General features: G+C 58.4%; 13 protein-coding genes. 4 read left to right on the top strand and 9 right to left on the bottom strand.

Annotated elements, in window-relative coordinates; translation table 11 throughout:
• Window positions 1-37: 37 nt before the first annotated feature.
• Window positions 38-1,753, top strand: a complete 1,716-nt coding sequence (locus tag ACJ8IL_RS15630; RefSeq protein WP_197770427.1) for an SgrR family transcriptional regulator — start codon at window positions 38-40, stop codon at window positions 1,751-1,753.
• Between the two features lie 115 nt (window positions 1,754-1,868).
• Window positions 1,869-2,567: a 7-cyano-7-deazaguanine synthase QueC gene (gene queC, locus ACJ8IL_RS15625; protein WP_049296013.1), complete on the top strand. Its 699-nt coding sequence runs from the start codon at window positions 1,869-1,871 to the stop codon at window positions 2,565-2,567.
• Window positions 2,568-2,602: 35 nt separating this feature from the next.
• Here queC and ACJ8IL_RS15620 read toward each other — a convergent pair whose 3' ends face one another.
• The 9 genes from ACJ8IL_RS15620 to bolA form a co-directional block, all read right to left on the bottom strand.
• Complete coding sequence (locus ACJ8IL_RS15620) at window positions 2,603-3,016, bottom strand: acyl-CoA thioesterase (RefSeq protein ID WP_025301769.1); 414 nt, start codon at window positions 3,014-3,016, stop codon at window positions 2,603-2,605.
• Window positions 3,017-3,170: 154 nt separating this feature from the next.
• Entirely contained in the window at window positions 3,171-3,551 is a 381-nt protein-coding gene (locus ACJ8IL_RS15615; protein ID WP_043135650.1) for a ComEA family DNA-binding protein, read from the bottom strand.
• Window positions 3,552-3,689: 138 nt separating this feature from the next.
• A complete protein-coding gene (gene ppiD / locus ACJ8IL_RS15610) occupies window positions 3,690-5,573 on the bottom strand; it encodes a peptidylprolyl isomerase (protein ID WP_049209308.1) in 1,884 nt (627 codons plus the stop codon).
• 178 nt (window positions 5,574-5,751) lie between these two features.
• Entirely contained in the window at window positions 5,752-6,024 is a 273-nt protein-coding gene (gene hupB, locus ACJ8IL_RS15605) for a nucleoid-associated protein HU-beta (RefSeq protein ID WP_004940351.1), read from the bottom strand.
• A 216-nt stretch (window positions 6,025-6,240) separates the two neighbouring features.
• Window positions 6,241-8,595, bottom strand: a complete 2,355-nt coding sequence (gene lon, locus ACJ8IL_RS15600) for an endopeptidase La (RefSeq protein WP_025301766.1) — start codon at window positions 8,593-8,595, stop codon at window positions 6,241-6,243.
• 194 nt (window positions 8,596-8,789) lie between these two features.
• Window positions 8,790-10,061 (bottom strand): ATP-dependent protease ATP-binding subunit ClpX, encoded by a 1,272-nt coding sequence (gene clpX / locus ACJ8IL_RS15595; RefSeq protein WP_004940354.1) that lies wholly within the window; start codon window positions 10,059-10,061, stop codon window positions 8,790-8,792.
• Window positions 10,062-10,204: 143 nt separating this feature from the next.
• Window positions 10,205-10,828, bottom strand: coding sequence for an ATP-dependent Clp endopeptidase proteolytic subunit ClpP (clpP, locus tag ACJ8IL_RS15590; protein WP_004940356.1), 624 nt, complete (start codon window positions 10,826-10,828; stop codon window positions 10,205-10,207).
• Between the two features lie 438 nt (window positions 10,829-11,266).
• Window positions 11,267-12,571: a trigger factor gene (tig, locus tag ACJ8IL_RS15585; protein WP_004940358.1), complete on the bottom strand. Its 1,305-nt coding sequence runs from the start codon at window positions 12,569-12,571 to the stop codon at window positions 11,267-11,269.
• A gap of 367 nt (window positions 12,572-12,938) precedes the next feature.
• Complete coding sequence (gene bolA / locus ACJ8IL_RS15580; RefSeq protein WP_004940361.1) at window positions 12,939-13,253, bottom strand: transcriptional regulator BolA; 315 nt, start codon at window positions 13,251-13,253, stop codon at window positions 12,939-12,941.
• Between the two features lie 314 nt (window positions 13,254-13,567).
• Here bolA and ACJ8IL_RS15575 point away from each other — a divergent pair, with 314 nt between their 5' ends.
• Both ACJ8IL_RS15575 and ampG read left to right on the top strand, forming a co-directional pair.
• Complete coding sequence (locus ACJ8IL_RS15575; protein ID WP_033634001.1) at window positions 13,568-14,146, top strand: lipoprotein; 579 nt, start codon at window positions 13,568-13,570, stop codon at window positions 14,144-14,146.
• 51 nt (window positions 14,147-14,197) lie between these two features.
• Window positions 14,198-15,676, top strand: a complete 1,479-nt coding sequence (gene ampG / locus ACJ8IL_RS15570) for a muropeptide MFS transporter AmpG (RefSeq protein WP_025301764.1) — start codon at window positions 14,198-14,200, stop codon at window positions 15,674-15,676.
• The last annotated feature ends 389 nt before the right edge of the window (window positions 15,677-16,065 follow it).

The raw sequence follows: 16,065 nt of genomic DNA, 5'->3' as shown, positions 1-16,065 counted from the left end.
GTGAACAATTTGAGAAAACTGTTCCGGATTTCTACTCATGCGCCTGGTTCACCGTCTCAGCCAATATCAACGCCTGTACCATCAGCTCGGCAGCGCGCCGGTCGCCGTGACCATCGGCGAACTGGCGGCGATGTTCTATTGCAGCGAGCGACACGCCCGCACGCTGGTGCAACAGCTGCAGGATCAAGGCTGGTTGAGCTGGCATTCGCAGCCCGGCCGTGGCAAACGCGCTCGCCTGCACTGCCTGAAAACCCCGGATGAACTGCGCGCGCAGCTACTGCAACAGCTACTGCAACAGGGCAACCATCAGGGGGCGCTGGAGATGGCGCAACTCGATCCGCAGCACCTGCAGGATCTGCTCAGCCCGCACCTCGGCGGGCAATGGCAGGCCGGCAGCCCGACGCTGCGCATTCCCTATTACCGCACGCTGGAAGCGCTCGACCCGCTCACGCTGACCGGCCGCGCCGAACAACATCTGGTGTCGACCCTGCACGCCGGGCTGACGCGCCTAGTGACCGGTAACCCGGAACCGCAGCCCGATCTGGCGCACCACTGGCAGATTGACGATCGCGGCCTGCGCTGGCGCTTCTTTCTGCGCAGCCAGCTGCGCTGGCACAACGGTGAACCGCTGACCGGCCACCAGCTGCTGCAAACGCTGGAAAAACTGCAGCGCCACCCGCGTAGCCAACCCAGCTTGGCCAACGTCGCGAACATCAGCCTGCCGCATCCGCTGTGCATTCAGTTTGATCTGCAGTTGCCGGACTATTGGCTGGCCCACCGGCTGGCGGAGCTGCCTTGTCTGATGACCCATCCGGAGCTGCCGGCCATCGGCGCCGGCCCGTTCAAACTGACGTTGAATGAACCGCAGCTGGTGCGGCTAGAACAGCACGCCGGTTACCATCTGCAGCATCCGTATCTGGACACCATCGAATACTGGATCACCCCCGATCTGCCCACCGCCGGCGCCGACGCCAGCTGCCAGCATCCGGTGCGCATCACCATCGGTCAGCAAGACGATTTGGCGCAGGCCCGGCCGGTACAGCGCAGCATGAGCCTGGGCTGGTGTTATTTGGCGCTGAACCTGCGCCACGGCGTGCTGAGCGAAGCCCAGGGGCAAAAGCTGCTGATGCTGATCCAGCAGTCAGGCCTGCTGAACCATCTGCCGATCCCCAACAGCGTGATCACCCCCAGCCATGAAATGCTGCCCGGCTGGCGCATTCCCAGCCAACAGATTGAAGAAGATGTCCCCCTGCCTGCCCGGCTGACGCTGCTGTATCGGCCGCCGGTCGAGCTGGAAACGGTGACGGTCGCGCTGCAACAGCTGTTGGCGCAGCACGGCTGCGAGCTGGAGGTGTGCTACTACGCCGGCAAGCGCTGGCAAAGCGAGGAACAGATCGCCCAGGCCGACCTGCTGTTGGCGGACAACCTGATCGGCGAAGCGCCTGAGGCGACGCTGGAGAGCTGGCTGCGGCAGGATACGCTGTGGCGCGGCATCCTGACGGAAAGCCGCTGGCAGCAGCAACAGGAGACGCTGCAGCAGATCCAGCAGCTGCAGGCGCAGCAACCGCGCTTCGAGCGGCTGCAGGCCTATTACCAACGGCTGATGGCCGCCGCCATCATCACGCCGCTGTTCCACTACCAGTATCAGATCAGCGCGCCGCCGCGCATGCATGGCGTGACGCTGACCGCGCACGGCTGGTTCGATTTTTGCCAGGCGTGGCTGCCGCCGCCGGTGGACGACGCACCGACCTGAGCCGAACCGCCCTGCGCCTGGCGGCCCTTTCTGCTACTATTGTCGCCGCAACGCAATTTTTATCCTGCCGCCCGAATGTGTATCGGGAATGGCCAAAGTCCAAAAAGGTGATTTTATGAAGCGCGCGGTTGTCGTTTTCAGCGGTGGACAAGACTCCACGACCTGCTTGATCCAGGCATTGCAACAGTATGACGAAGTTCACTGCGTCACGTTCGATTATGGCCAGCGCCATCGCGCCGAGATTGAAGTGGCTCAAGAGCTGTCGGTGGCCCTCGGCGCCAAAGCGCACAAGGTGCTGGACGTAACGCTGCTCAATGAGCTGGCCGTCAGCAGCCTGACGCGCGACAATATTCCGGTTCCCGCCTACGATCCCAACCAGAAAAACGCGCTGCCGAGCACCTTCGTGCCGGGCCGCAATATCCTGTTCCTGACGCTGGCGGCGATCTACGCCTACCAGGTGGAAGCGGAAGCGGTGATCACCGGCGTATGTGAAACCGATTTCTCCGGCTACCCGGATTGCCGCGACGAGTTCGTTAAAGCGCTGAACAAAGCGGTGGTGCTGGGCATCGCTCGCGATATCCGCTTCGAAACGCCGCTGATGTGGCTGAACAAGGCCGAGACCTGGGCGCTGGCGGATTATTACCACCAGTTGGATCGCGTGCGGCAGGATACGCTGACCTGCTACAACGGCATCAAGGGTGACGGCTGTGGTGAATGCGCTGCCTGCAACCTGCGCGCCAATGGCCTGATGCAATACCGGGCCAACCAGGCGGAAGTGATGGCGGCGTTGAAACAGAAGGCCGCTCTGGCCTGAGGCAGTGACGGCGGCAACCTCTGCCGCCCGTGAGTTTACTGCGGGTTTTCCTTCAGCGTGAGCGCCTCCAGGTGCTCGCGCAATTCGCCTTCAATCGGCAGCGCCCGCTGCGTTTTCAGATCGACGCACACGAAAGTCAGCAGCGCGTCGGCCACCGGCGTCCCCGCCGGATCCTGCGTCACCTTTTGGCTCAGCACCCCGCTCTTGCCGTTGAGCTGCACCATCTGGCTGTCGATACGCAGCTTATCCCCCAATACTGCCGGGCTGCGGTAATTGATATTGATGTTCACCACGATGAAAGCGATGTTGTTTTCCGTCATCCAGCGGAACCCGGCCTCGTTTTCCAGCCACTCCCAGCGCGCCTCTTCCAGAAACTCCAGATAGCGGGCGTTGTTAACGTGCTGGTAAACATCAAGGTGATAACCGCGAACTTTGATAAAGGTTTGCATAGGGAACGATCGCTCCTGCCTGGTGATTACAGAAAGAGGGAGCCGCAGAGGCTCCCTCGCCCGTTTGGTCAACGCGCCAAACTGGTAAGACCTGTAAAATGTAGCAGAGGAGTCACGGCCTCAGCGGCATTTTGCCACGCAGCCGCGACCGGGATCACATTTTCAGCCGAGTGCGGTTCTTCTCGAACAGCGCCGGCCCGATGCCCGGCACCTCCTGCAACTGCTCAACCTGGGTGAACGGCCCGTTCTGTTCGCGGTAGCGCACGATGCCTTCCGCCTTCTTCAGACCGACGCCGCTCAGGGCGGCAGCCAGCTGTTCGGCGGTGGCCTGATTGATGCTGACCGCCGCCTCTTCGGTTGCCTTGGTCATCACCGATTGCCCGCCATTGCCCGCCGGTGTTGAGAGCATCGGCGCCGGCGCATCGGCTTTATCTACCGCGGCGGCTGGCCCCGCGAGGCATAACAACAGCGCGGTCAGCGCCGCTTTGACGTGATGACGGTAACCTGATAACGCTTTTTTCTCTGTATGTTGCATGCTGTATCCTCCTTGTGTGTGACAGCACGGCTACCTTGCCGCGGCGGCGGATATTCAGCAATCGGCGGATATCAGATGTGGAAAAGGCCGCGAAAGCGGCCTTTGTTTGTTGCACTGCGTTGCAGAAAAATGCGGCGATTACTGCGGCTGTTGCTCAGCGGCGCCCATTTTGATTTTGGCTTCTTTACGCAGGCTCGCCAGCAGCGAATCGAAGGAAACGCCGGTCGCGCCCTCTTCCATCTTGCCGACGAAGGTTTTCATTTCGTCTTCCGGCAGCGTGCCTGGCTTCACCGCATCGAGTGCGATCAGCACCACGTTGTCCTGGCGATCCTGCGACATGCCGTACACCGGTTTGCCGTCCTGCGGGTGCGGCAGCGCGAACACGCTCTCCACCAGCTGGCTGTCTTCCGGCGCGCGCGCCATCTTCTGCACGGCGCCAAAGCTCAGGCCGGCGGCTTTCATCGCCTCGTCGCCCTTGCCCTGCTTCAGCTCAACCAGCAGCTTCTCGCCCTGCAGCTTCGCTGCCTGCAGCGCCTTGTTGCGCTTCACCAGATCTGCCACGCGGTCTTTGACCTGGTCGAACGGCTCGATGCCTTCCGGCTTGTGGCCACTCACGCGCACCACGAAGGCGCGGTCGCCGTCTACGGTGATAACGTCAGAGTTGCTGCCCGGCGCGCCGTTCTCGCCGATCAGCGAGCCATCGAAGATCGCCTGCACGACCGGCTTGAAGTTCAGCGCGGCGGGAATGTTGTCGCGGGTGAACCAGTCGCTTTGCGCCGCTTTCACGCCGGCCGCTTCTTCAGCCGAGGCCAGTGATTCGTTGTCGCTGGTCGCCGCTTCGCTCACCTTCTGCTGCAGCGCGTAATACGCGTCTACCGCTTTCTCCTGCTGCACCTGCTTGGCGATAGCGTCATGCACTTCGCTCAGCGGTTTCAGTTTCTCAGGTTCGATGTCGTTCAAACGCACGATCAGGAAGCCGACAGAGGATTTCACCACGCCGGACAGCTGCCCTTTCTCGGTCAGGTTAGCCTGTTTCAGCTCGTCGGCGGTGGTTTCCGGCTCCAGCCAACCCAGCTCACCGCCGGTACGGCGTGAAATGATGTCGGTGGATTTTTCTTTCGCCAGGGTGGCGAAATCGGCACCCTTCTTCAGCTCGTCCAGCGCCGCGTTGGCTTCCGCCTCGGTTTTCAGTTGGATCACGCTGTAGTTTTTACGCTCCGGCTGGCCATAGCTGCTCTTGTGCTGGTCATAGTAAGCGCTGATGTCCTCTTCGCTCACTTTCACCTTGTCCTGCATGGACGCGGCGTCCAGCGGGATATAGCTCACTTTCACCTGCTCCGGAGCGATGAAGCTGTTTTTATTCTGATCGTAATACGCCTTCAGTTCGTCGTCGCCGGCGCTCTGTTTCGCCTGCAGCGCTTTCAAATCGATGGTCGCCAGGCGCACGTCGCGCTCCTGCAGCACCAACGCCGCCATGGCTTGCGATTCGGACGGCAGCACAAAGCCGGAATCGCCGAAGGCCTGGATCACCTGCTGATTGACCAATTGCTGACGCATCGACTGCGCGAAATTGTCGGCGGTGTAGCCCATGCGGCCGATCAGGTCGAGGTATTTGGCGTTATCAAACTGGCCGTTGGTCTGGAAGTAAGGCGCCTTGCGGATGGCGTCCTTGATCTGATCGTCGCTGACCGTCAGGCCCAGCTTCTTGGCGTACTGGTCGAGCAGCATGTTGTCGATCAACTGGGACAACACCTGACGGCGCATCTGCTGCATGTAGCCTTCGTTGCCGGCCAGCGCGGAGAACTGGTCACCCAGTTGCTGCTGCATGCGGCTACGCTCGCTTTGGAAAGCCTGTTCCAGCTGAGCACGTTCGATCGTCTGACCATTTACTTTCGCAGCATAATCGCCGGAGCCGCCGATCAGGTAGTTACCCACCCCGGTCAGAACGAATGACAGGATGATCAGGGCCAGGATGATTTTGAGCACGACGTGATTGGCAGCCGCGCGTAAATTGTCCATCATAGTGTGACAACACTCCGCTGTGATGTGGATTAACAACCCTTGTGCAGGCGCGTTCCCTGCGACAAAAATAAAAAAAGCGCATCAGTCCGATGCGCCTTGTATCTTACCTTACCAGCACCGCTGCGTCAGGTGATTGTTTATTACAAAACCCTGTTACGCTAAACGGTTAGACGCTAAATCAGTTTACAGCGTCTTTCAGCGCTTTCCCTGCACGGAAGGCCGGTACTTTGGCTGCCGCGATTTTGATCTCTTTACCGGTCTGCGGGTTGCGGCCGGTACGAGCCGAACGTTCACGCACGGTGAAGGAACCGAAACCTACCAGAGCCACGTCATCCCCTGCTTTCAGAGAGTCGGTAACGGAAGCGATTACTGCGTCTAAAGCACGTCCCGCTGCCGCTTTGGAAATATCAGCACCTGCGGCAATCTTGTCGATCAGTTGTGACTTATTCACTCTATCATCCCCTCTAGAATTCTATCGTCGCACCGAAAAATCCCTACGGTTGCGACAGCGCAGCTGTTATATCAATCCCATCGAACCTTGGCAAGCCACCGACTGGGTGGCAAAACGCGGGCCGACAGAGATCTAACTTAGCGGTACAAAAAAATACTGGCAAGTCCGAAATGGCTTGCCAGTATAAGTTTTATCAATGGTTTTTGCGATTCGTCACTATTTTGCCGCTACCGGCAGTGCGCCGAAGGCCGGGTTTTGCAACGCAATGTTCAAAACTTCATCGATTCGCTGCACCGGATGAATCTCCAGATCGGCGATAACATTGTCCGGGATCTCTTCCAAATCGCGCTTGTTCTCGTAAGGGATCAGCACGGTTTTGATGCCGCCGCGATGCGCCGCCAACAGCTTCTCTTTCAGGCCGCCGATCGGCAACACCTGACCACGCAGCGTGATCTCGCCGGTCATCGCCACATCGGCGCGTACCGGGTTGCCGGTCAGGCAGGAGACGAGCGCGGTGCACATCGCGATACCGGCGCTCGGGCCGTCTTTCGGCGTCGCCCCTTCAGGCACGTGCACGTGGATGTCGCGTTTCTCGTAGAAATCGGCGTTGATGCCCAATTTCTCCGCGCGCGCACGCACCACGGTCAGCGCCGCCTGAATCGATTCCTGCATCACCTCACCCAGGGAACCGGTGTAGGTCAGCTTGCCTTTGCCCGGCACGCAGGCGGTTTCGATGGTCAGCAGATCGCCGCCCACTTCCGTCCACGCCAGCCCGGTGACTTCGCCCACGCGGTTTTCGGTATCCGCACGGCCGTAATCGACGCGCTGCACGCCCAGGTAATCCTTCAGGTTGTCGCCGTTGATCTCGATATGCTTGAGCTTCTTGTCCATCAGCAACGTTTTCACCGCTTTACGGCACAGCTTGGAGATTTCACGCTCCAGGCTACGCACCCCGGCTTCGCGGGTGTAGAAGCGAATGATGCCGATGATGGCGCTGTCGTCGACCGTCAGTTCGCCTTTTTTCAGCGCGTTGCGCTCAAGCTGCTTCGGCAGCAGGTGCTGCTTGGCGATGTTGAGCTTCTCGTCCTCGGTGTAACCCGACAGGCGGATCACTTCCATACGGTCCAGCAGCGGCGCAGGAATGTTCATCGAGTTAGAGGTGGCAACGAACATCACGTCGGACAGATCGTAATCGACTTCCAGGTAGTGGTCGTTGAACGCCACGTTCTGTTCCGGATCCAGCACCTCCAGCAGAGCGGAAGCCGGATCGCCGCGCATGTCGGAAGACATCTTGTCGATCTCATCCAGCAGGAACAGCGGGTTCTTCACCCCAACCTTAGCCATCTTCTGGATCAGTTTGCCTGGCATCGAACCGATGTAGGTACGACGGTGACCGCGGATTTCCGCTTCGTCACGCACGCCGCCCAGCGCCATGCGCACGTACTGGCGACCGGTCGCTTTGGCGATCGACTGCCCCAGTGAGGTTTTACCCACGCCCGGTGGCCCCACCAGACACAGGATCGGCCCCTTGATTTTGCTGACGCGGCTCTGAACCGCGAGGTACTCGAGGATGCGATCCTTGACGCGCTCAAGGCCGTAGTGATCGGTATCGAGCACTTCCTGCGCCTTGTTCAGGTCTTTTTTCACCTTGCTGCGCGCATTCCACGGCACCTGCAGCATCCAGTCGATGTAGCCGCGCACCACGGTCGCTTCCGCCGACATCGGCGACATCATCTTCAGCTTTTGCAGTTCCGCTTCGGTTTTCTCGCGCGCCTCTTTCGGCATTTTCGCCGCATCGATCTTGCGCTTCAGCGCTTCGTGCTCGTCCGGCGCGTCGTCCATTTCGCCCAGTTCTTTCTGAATCGCCTTCATCTGCTCATTCAGATAGTACTCGCGCTGGCTCTTCTCCATCTGCTTCTTGACGCGGTTGCGGATACGTTTCTCAACCTGCAGCAGGTCGATCTCCGATTCCATCATCGCCATCAGGTATTCCAGACGCTCGGTGATGTCGGACATCTCGAGCACCGACTGCTTGTCGCTGAGTTTCAGCGGCATGTGGGCAGCGATGGTGTCCGCCAGGCGCGCGGCGTCGTCGATGCTGTTCAGTGAGGTCAGCACCTCCGGCGGGATTTTTTTGTTCAGCTTGATATAGCCTTCAAACTGATTGATCGCGGTGCGCACCAGCACTTCCTGCTCGCGCTCGTCGATCGATGGCGACTCCAGGTATTCCGCCTGCGCGGCGAAATGCTCACCGCTGTCGGACAGCGTAGTGATGCGCGCGCGCTGCAGCCCCTCGACCAGCACTTTTACCGTGCCGTCCGGCAGCTTCAGCATCTGCAGGATCGACGCTACGGTGCCAACCGAGAACAAGTCGTTAATGCCAGGTTCATCCGTTGAGGCCTCTTTCTGTGCCACCAGCATGATCTTCTTATCGTGATCCATTGCGGCTTCGAGGCACCGAATCGATTTTTCCCGGCCAACAAATAACGGGATCACCATGTGCGGATAAACCACCACGTCGCGCAATGGCAGGACGGGGATTTCAATGCGTTCGGAACGCTCAGGGTTCATAGAGCTCTCTCTTAGTTTAATTTCCGCCAGGTTGAGGGGGAATCTCATGAGACGCAAGCATCTAACGTTTCATAAAATCTGGTTAATGAGTATATGGGGATGAATCTCTTACATTCAACGGCAAGAATGCAGGAAAAAGAAATGGGGGATGAAATCCCCCATTTTGCTGATAACGCTCTGGTTTGACTGGCTAATTATTCGCCAGATGCCTGGGCTTCCGGCTTGCCGTAAATCAGCAGCGGCTTGGATTGGCCGGCGATCACCGACTCGTCGATCACCACTTTGTCTACGCTGTCCATCGACGGCAGATCGTACATGGTGTCGAGCAGCGCACCTTCCACGATGGAACGCAGGCCGCGGGCGCCGGTTTTGCGCGCCATGGCTTTCTTGGCAATGGCGTTCAGCGCTTCGTCACGGAACTCCAGCTCCACGCCTTCCAGGTTGAACAGCGCCTGATACTGCTTGGTCAGGGCGTTCTTCGGCTCTTTCAGGATCTGAATCAGCGCGTCTTCGCTCAGTTCGCTCAGGGTCGCCACGACTGGCAAACGGCCGATGAACTCAGGGATCAGCCCGAATTTGATCAGATCTTCCGGTTCGGCCTGCAGCAGCAGTTCGCCTTCGGTCGCCTTCTCGGACTCGCCCTTGACGGTCGCGCCGAAGCCGATGCCGGAGCCGGTGTTGACGCGCTGACCGATCACCTTATCCAGGCCGGCGAATGCGCCGCCGCAGATAAACAGGATCTTGGAGGTATCGACCTGCAGGAACTCCTGCTGCGGATGCTTGCGCCCGCCCTGCGGCGGAACCGCGGCGATGGTGCCTTCAATCAGCTTCAGCAGCGCCTGCTGCACGCCTTCACCCGAGACGTCACGCGTGATCGACGGGTTGTCGGACTTGCGGGAAATCTTATCGATTTCATCGATATAAACGATGCCGCGCTGCGCTTTTTGCACGTCATAGTCACATTTTTGCAACAGCTTCTGGATAATATTTTCCACGTCCTCGCCCACGTAACCAGCTTCGGTCAGCGTGGTGGCGTCGGCCATGGTGAACGGCACGTCCAGGAAACGCGCCAGCGTTTCCGCCAGCAGGGTTTTACCGCTGCCGGTCGGGCCGATCAGCAAGATGTTGCTCTTGCCCAACTCGATACCGTTGCTGGTATCGCCGTTGCGCAGGCGTTTGTAGTGGTTGTACACCGCAACCGCCAGCACTTTCTTCGCCTGCTCCTGGCCGATGACGTAGTCATCCAGGTGGTGGCGGATCTCGTGCGGCGTCGGCAGCGCACTGCGCTCACGATGCGGGGCAACTTCTTTAATCTCTTCGCGAATAATGTCGTTACACAGATCGACACATTCATCGCAGATATACACTGACGGCCCGGCAATCAGCTTACGCACTTCATGCTGGCTTTTGCCGCAAAAAGAGCAGTACAGCAGCTTTCCTGAACCGTCTTTGCGCTTATCTGTCATCAGTCAAACCTCTTCTTTAGTCTTGTCCCGCAGGAAAATCACGGCGGCAGTGCGCCCAAACTCATATCGGGAACGCCGAGGGGCTACAAGAGAGCGAGCCCCTGCCCACTCTGATTACTATAGTCCATCGGCGCCGCGTGGTTCTAGCTGCGGTGTGTCAGAATGCCGTCAACCAGGCCGTATTCCACGGCTTCTTCCGCGGTCATAAAGCGATCGCGCTCGGTGTCGCGTTCGATCTGCTCCAGCGGCTGGCCAGTATGCTCGGCCATCAGTTCGTTCATGCGCGCTTTCACCTTGAGGATTTCACGCGCGTGGATTTCGATGTCCGTCGCCTGGCCCTGGTAGCCGCCCAGCGGCTGGTGAATCATCACGCGCGAGTTCGGCAGGCAGAAACGCTTGCCTTTGGCGCCGGCGGTCAGCAGGAAGGAGCCCATCGAGCACGCCTGGCCCATACAGATGGTGCTGACGTCCGGCTTGATGAACTTCATGGTGTCGTAAATCGACATGCCCGCGGTAATTACCCCACCCGGCGAGTTGATGTAGAGGTAAATGTCTTTTTCCGGGCTTTCCGCTTCGAGGAACAGCATTTGCGCCACGATCAGGTTGGCCATGTGATCTTCCACCTGGCCGGTCAGGAAAATGATGCGCTCTTTCAGCAGGCGGGAATAGATGTCGTAAGAACGCTCCCCGCGTGAAGTTTGCTCTACCACCATCGGCACCAGCGCCATGTTCGGTGCAAATTGATCTCGTTCGCCACTGTATGACATTACCGTCTCCTAATAGAAATTGCCTTGGCGGCCAGGGTGTCACCCTAATACGCCGATTCTACTTGAGAACGGCCATGATGACTATGCTCAAGCATTCGACCCGCGCCACACGTACCCGACGGTTATTTCATCCCGCGCACTTTGGCAAACAGCCCCAGAATTATTCTTTACAGATTGGGGGAGCCCGGCGCGATTTCAAGCCCAGAGGCCGATTTTCTCCGCGCGCCGAAAACGATGCCGTTAATCTGACCGTTATCATGCCAGCCAGTTCCCCAGGCAACAGGGTAAATATAGTGCATATTGCCCCGTTTAACCTGAGATTAATCAGCAACGTGGCAAAAAGAAAAGCCCGCAACCTGAGGTTGCGGGCTTTTTCATCGTGCGCCGGTTCGCCAGGCGAAACCGGGGGCGCCGTTCATTGCGCCCGGCACGCCGGCATTACGCCTGTTGAGTCTGGTTCATCAGCTCGCTGAAGGTAGTGGCTTTTTCTGTCACTTTCGCTTTTGCCAGCAGGGCTTCAACCGCTTGCTCTTCCAGAGCCACGTTGCGCATGTTGTTCATCAGCTCTTTGTTTTTGCTGTAGAACTCGATGACTTCGCTTGGATCTTCGTAGGCAGAAGCCATTTCTTCGATCAGCGTCTTCACGCGGTCTTCGTCAGCTTTCAGATCGTTGGTGCTGATCACTTCGCCCAGCAGCAGGCCAACCACTACGCGGCGTTTCGCTTGCTCTTCGAACAGCTCGCGTGGCAGTTCCAGCGCTTGCTTCTCGTTGCCGCCGAAACGCTGTGCAGCCTGACGACGCAGTACGTCGATTTCGCCGTCGATCAGGGCAGCAGGCACGTCAATTTCGTTCGCGCTCACCAGGCCATCGATCGCCTGAGACTTGATGCGGTTACGCACGGCGCCTTTCAGCTCGCGCTCCATGTTCTTGCGAACTTCGGTGCGCAGACCGGCAACGGAACCGTCCGCCACGCCGAAACGTTTGATGAACTCTTCGGTCAGTTCCGGCAGTTCGCGCTCTTCAACTTTCTTCAGCACGATAGCGAATTTGGCCGCTTTGCCCTTCAGGTTTTCCGCGTGGTAATCTTCCGGGAAGTTCACGTCGATGGAGAACTCTTCGCCCGCCTTGTGACCGACCAGACCTTCTTCGAAGCCTGGGATCATGCGGCCCTGGCCCATTGCCAGCACGAAGTCAGACGCTTTGCCGCCTTCGAACTCTTCACCGTCGATAGAACCGGTGAAGTCAACGGTCACGCGATCTTCAGCTTCCGCTGCGCGATCGGTTTCTTTCCAGGTCGCCTGCTGCTTGCGCAGGGTGTCCAGCATCGCGTCGACGTCTTCGTCGTTCACTTCGACCACAGGTTTTTCAACTTCGATGTTTTCCAGGCCTTTCAGCTCAACTTCTGGATACACTTCGAATTCAACGGCGAAAGTGAAGTCTTCACCTTCTTTGTACTCGCCCGGCACGTAGTTTGGTGCGCCGGCCGGATTAATCTTTTCTTTGATGATCGCATCAACGAAGCTGCGCTGCATCGCTTCGCCCAGCACGTCCTGACGAACAGAAGCGCCGTAACGCTGTTCCACGATGTTCATCGGCACTTTGCCTTTGCGGAAGCCGTCGATACGCACGCTTTTCGCTGCGTTGATCAGCTCTTTCTTCACCGCCTGCTTGATAGTATCAGCCGGTACAGTAATAGAGAGACGGCGCCCAAGGCCTTGAGTGGTTTCTACTGAAACTTGCATCTTGTTACCTCAAAAAAATCACAGTGCTCGGTCAACTCCGTTCCAAGAACCAGGACGGCTACAGATAAGAACCGAGTTCCCTGATGACAGAAGCGTCCCGAAACCATTCCGGAAAAATAAGACGCGACATTATAGCGGCGCATGCGTGGCGAGTCGAGGAAAGCTAGGCGGCGCAGGCGCGCTAAAACTCACACTTTTGCCGATTCGATCGCCAAAAGGCCGCCAAAACAGACCGAACGTTGGCCACATTGCGCGTCGGCCGTGTCGTCGTCAAAAACAGAAACGGCCCGCAGGCCGTTTCAAAATTCGTCAGTAGTAATACCCTAATTCAAGGGCAAAGTTCCACTGATACCTGAAAATTTCCCCCTCAGGCCAGCGTCCCAGCGCCGCGGCACGGCGGCGAGGCCGGCACGGTATCCTGCAACCCTTCCCACTCCTTGAGCGTATAGGTGTGCAGCGCCAGCGCGTGTACGCCATCGGCCAACTCTTCCGACAATACCCCGTAGATGGAGCGGTGACGCGTCAAAAAACGTTCGCCGACGAAGCGATCGCTGACCAATACCACTTTGAAATGGCTTTCTGAACCCGCCGGAACGTTATGACGATAGCTTTCATCAACGACTTCCAGATACGCGGGCTCAAACGCCGCCCTTAACTTTGCTTCTATTTGCTCGCGAATCATAGGATCTCCTTACAACACCGGCAGAGGACCGTGCCCATCTAGTTCAATATTAGCCGGTTTTCCCCCGTTTAGACCATCGCAGGGACAAATTTCTCTTTTCTGCGGTCAAATGATGAGCGCTATCCCCGTCGCTTGGGGGATTATCCGATTGAGCGGGACAAAAAAGCGTGTTTTTATCAACGGCAGGTAAAAATTTGTCACTCTGGCGCCTTCCGCGCTTCCACCGCACGGCGGCGATGCTATGATGTCGGCAATTTGTTGTCGGCTATCCCACTCTGATTATTGCTAAATCCATCGAGAATGAGACAGAAAACATGTTAAAGAAACTTTGTCTTCCTTTGCTGGCCGCCCTGCTGCTGGCCGGCTGCGCAACCAGCAGCAACACCCTGAACGTCACGCCGAAAATCGTTCTGCCGCAGCAGGATCCTACCCTGCAGGGCATCACCGTCAGCATCAACGGTGCGGATCAGCGTACCGACCAGGCGCTGGCCAAGGTAAACCGCGACGGCCAGCTGGTCACGCTGACGCCATCGCGCGATCTGCGTTTCCTGCTGCAGGAAGTGCTGGAGAAACAGATGGGCGCACGCGGCTACATGATCGGCGCCGACGGCCCGGTGGCGCTGCAGATTGTCGTCAATAACCTGTACGCGGACGTCTCCGAAGGCAACCTGCGCTACAACATCACCACCAAAGCCGACATCTCGATCATCGCCCAGGCGAAGAACGGCAACAAGCAGGTGAAGAATTACCGCTCGACCTATAACGTGCAGGGCGCCTTCACGGCGACCAACGAGAAGATCACCGACGCCGTCAACTCCGTGCTGGGCGACGTGATCGCCGACATGGCACAGGACACCAGCGTCAACGATTTCATCAAGCAAAACGCGCGCTAATCACCGCACCTTGCGCCGCCCGGCGGATCGGGCGGCGCAGACAGGGAACTCATGTCGAAACACTATCTGAACATCTTCACCCAGCGTAACTCCGCCATTCTGCTGCTGCTGGGCTTCGCGTCGGGTCTGCCGCTGGCATTGACCTCCGGCACGCTGCAAGCCTGGATGACCGTTGAAAACATCGATCTGAAGACCATCGGCATTTTCTCGCTGGTGGGCCAGGCCTACGTCTTCAAATTCCTCTGGTCGCCGTTCATGGACCGCTATACCCCGCCGTTCCTTGGACGGCGCCGCGGTTGGCTGCTGATCAGCCAGTTACTGCTGGTGGTCGCGATCGTGGCGATGGGCTTCATGCAACCCGCGCAGCACCTGTGGTGGCTGGCGGCGTTGGCGGTGCTGGTGGCGTTCTGCTCCGCCTCGCAAGATATCGTGTTCGACGCTTATAAAACCGACCTGCTGAAAGCCGAAGAGCGCGGCACGGGTGCGGCGATATCGGTACTGGGTTATCGGCTGGCGATGCTGGTTTCCGGCGGCCTGGCGCTGTGGCTGGCGGATCGCTATTTCGGCTGGCAAGCCACCTACTGGCTGATGGCCGGGTTGATGCTGATCGGCGTGGCGGCCACGCTGCTGGCGCCGGAGCCGGATGAAAGCATCCCGGCGCCGCGCACTATGGAACAGGCGGTCGTCGCGCCGCTGCGCGATTTCTTCGGCCGCAACAACGCCTGGCTGATCCTGCTGCTGATCGTGATGTACAAAATGGGCGACGCCTTCGCCGGCAGCCTAAGCACCACGTTCCTGATCCGCGGTGTGGGGTTCGACGCCGGTGAAGTCGGGTTGGTGAACAAAACCCTCGGCCTGTTCGCTACCATCGTCGGCGCCCTGTTCGGCGGTGTGCTGATGCAGCGTCTCAGCCTGTTCCGTGCGCTGATGCTGTTCGGCGTCCTGCAGGCAGTCTCCAACCTCGGGTATTGGATCCTGGCGGTGACCGACAAGAGTCTGCTCACCATGGGCAGCGCCATCTTCCTCGAAAACCTGTGTGGCGGCATGGGCACCGCGGCCTTCGTGGCACTGCTGATGACGCTGTGCAACCGCTCGTTCTCCGCCACTCAGTTCGCGCTGCTGTCGGCGTTGTCCGCCGTAGGACGCGTCTATGTCGGCCCGATCGCCGGCTGGTTCGTCGAAGCCCATGGTTGGCCGCTGTTCTATCTGTTCTCGATCGCCGCCGCCCTGCCGGGCTTGCTGTTGCTCGGCATCTGCCGCCAGACGCTGGAACACACCCAGCAGCATGGCGACTTTATGCCGCGCACCGAGTTTTCAGAATCTTACCGTTGGGCTCTGCGCTTGCTGACGCTAGGCTGTTCGTTGCTGGGTCTGTGGTTGCTGTTGCTGATCGCCAATGCGCTGGACTGGGCACAGGCACCGCTGTTGGCCGATCGGCTGCTGCAAGTCGGCGCCGCGCTGAGCCTGCTCGGCGTCGCAATGGGTAGCACGCTGGATTACCTGGCGTTGCGCCGCACCCGTTTGGCATAACCTGACCGGCCGGCGATTTCGCCGGCCGAAAAAAAAGCGATCCGAGGGTATATTTATTTCGCTAAAAAAAGATAATCGGCGCGGAAATTATTTTTTTATCCGACTGCGGCGCTCGGAAATAAAATTAAATTCACCTTTAAGACACAATTATTTTACATTAAACAAACCTTTTCTGCGTATTTCCCCGCCGCGCATTTCTTCGCCAAATTCATCATACCTTTAGTTTTCCTTAACATACGGGCTGCTCGTCACGATTCAGCGTGCCAACGCGTTGTTGTCATTAGTAAATTGTCACGCAGGGTTACATCTGTGACCCCCTTAACAGAAAGTGTCAACAAGCCGCTGACACTCCCTTAAGCATGTTTACAGTACTGCAACCTTCCCGTAAA

The organism is Serratia sp. CY47444 (assembly GCF_052168635.1).
Lineage (GTDB): Bacteria > Pseudomonadota > Gammaproteobacteria > Enterobacterales > Enterobacteriaceae > Serratia > Serratia bockelmannii.
The sequence above is the reverse complement of the archived record's forward strand: the minus strand, read 5'-3'. Positions and strand labels throughout refer to the sequence as shown.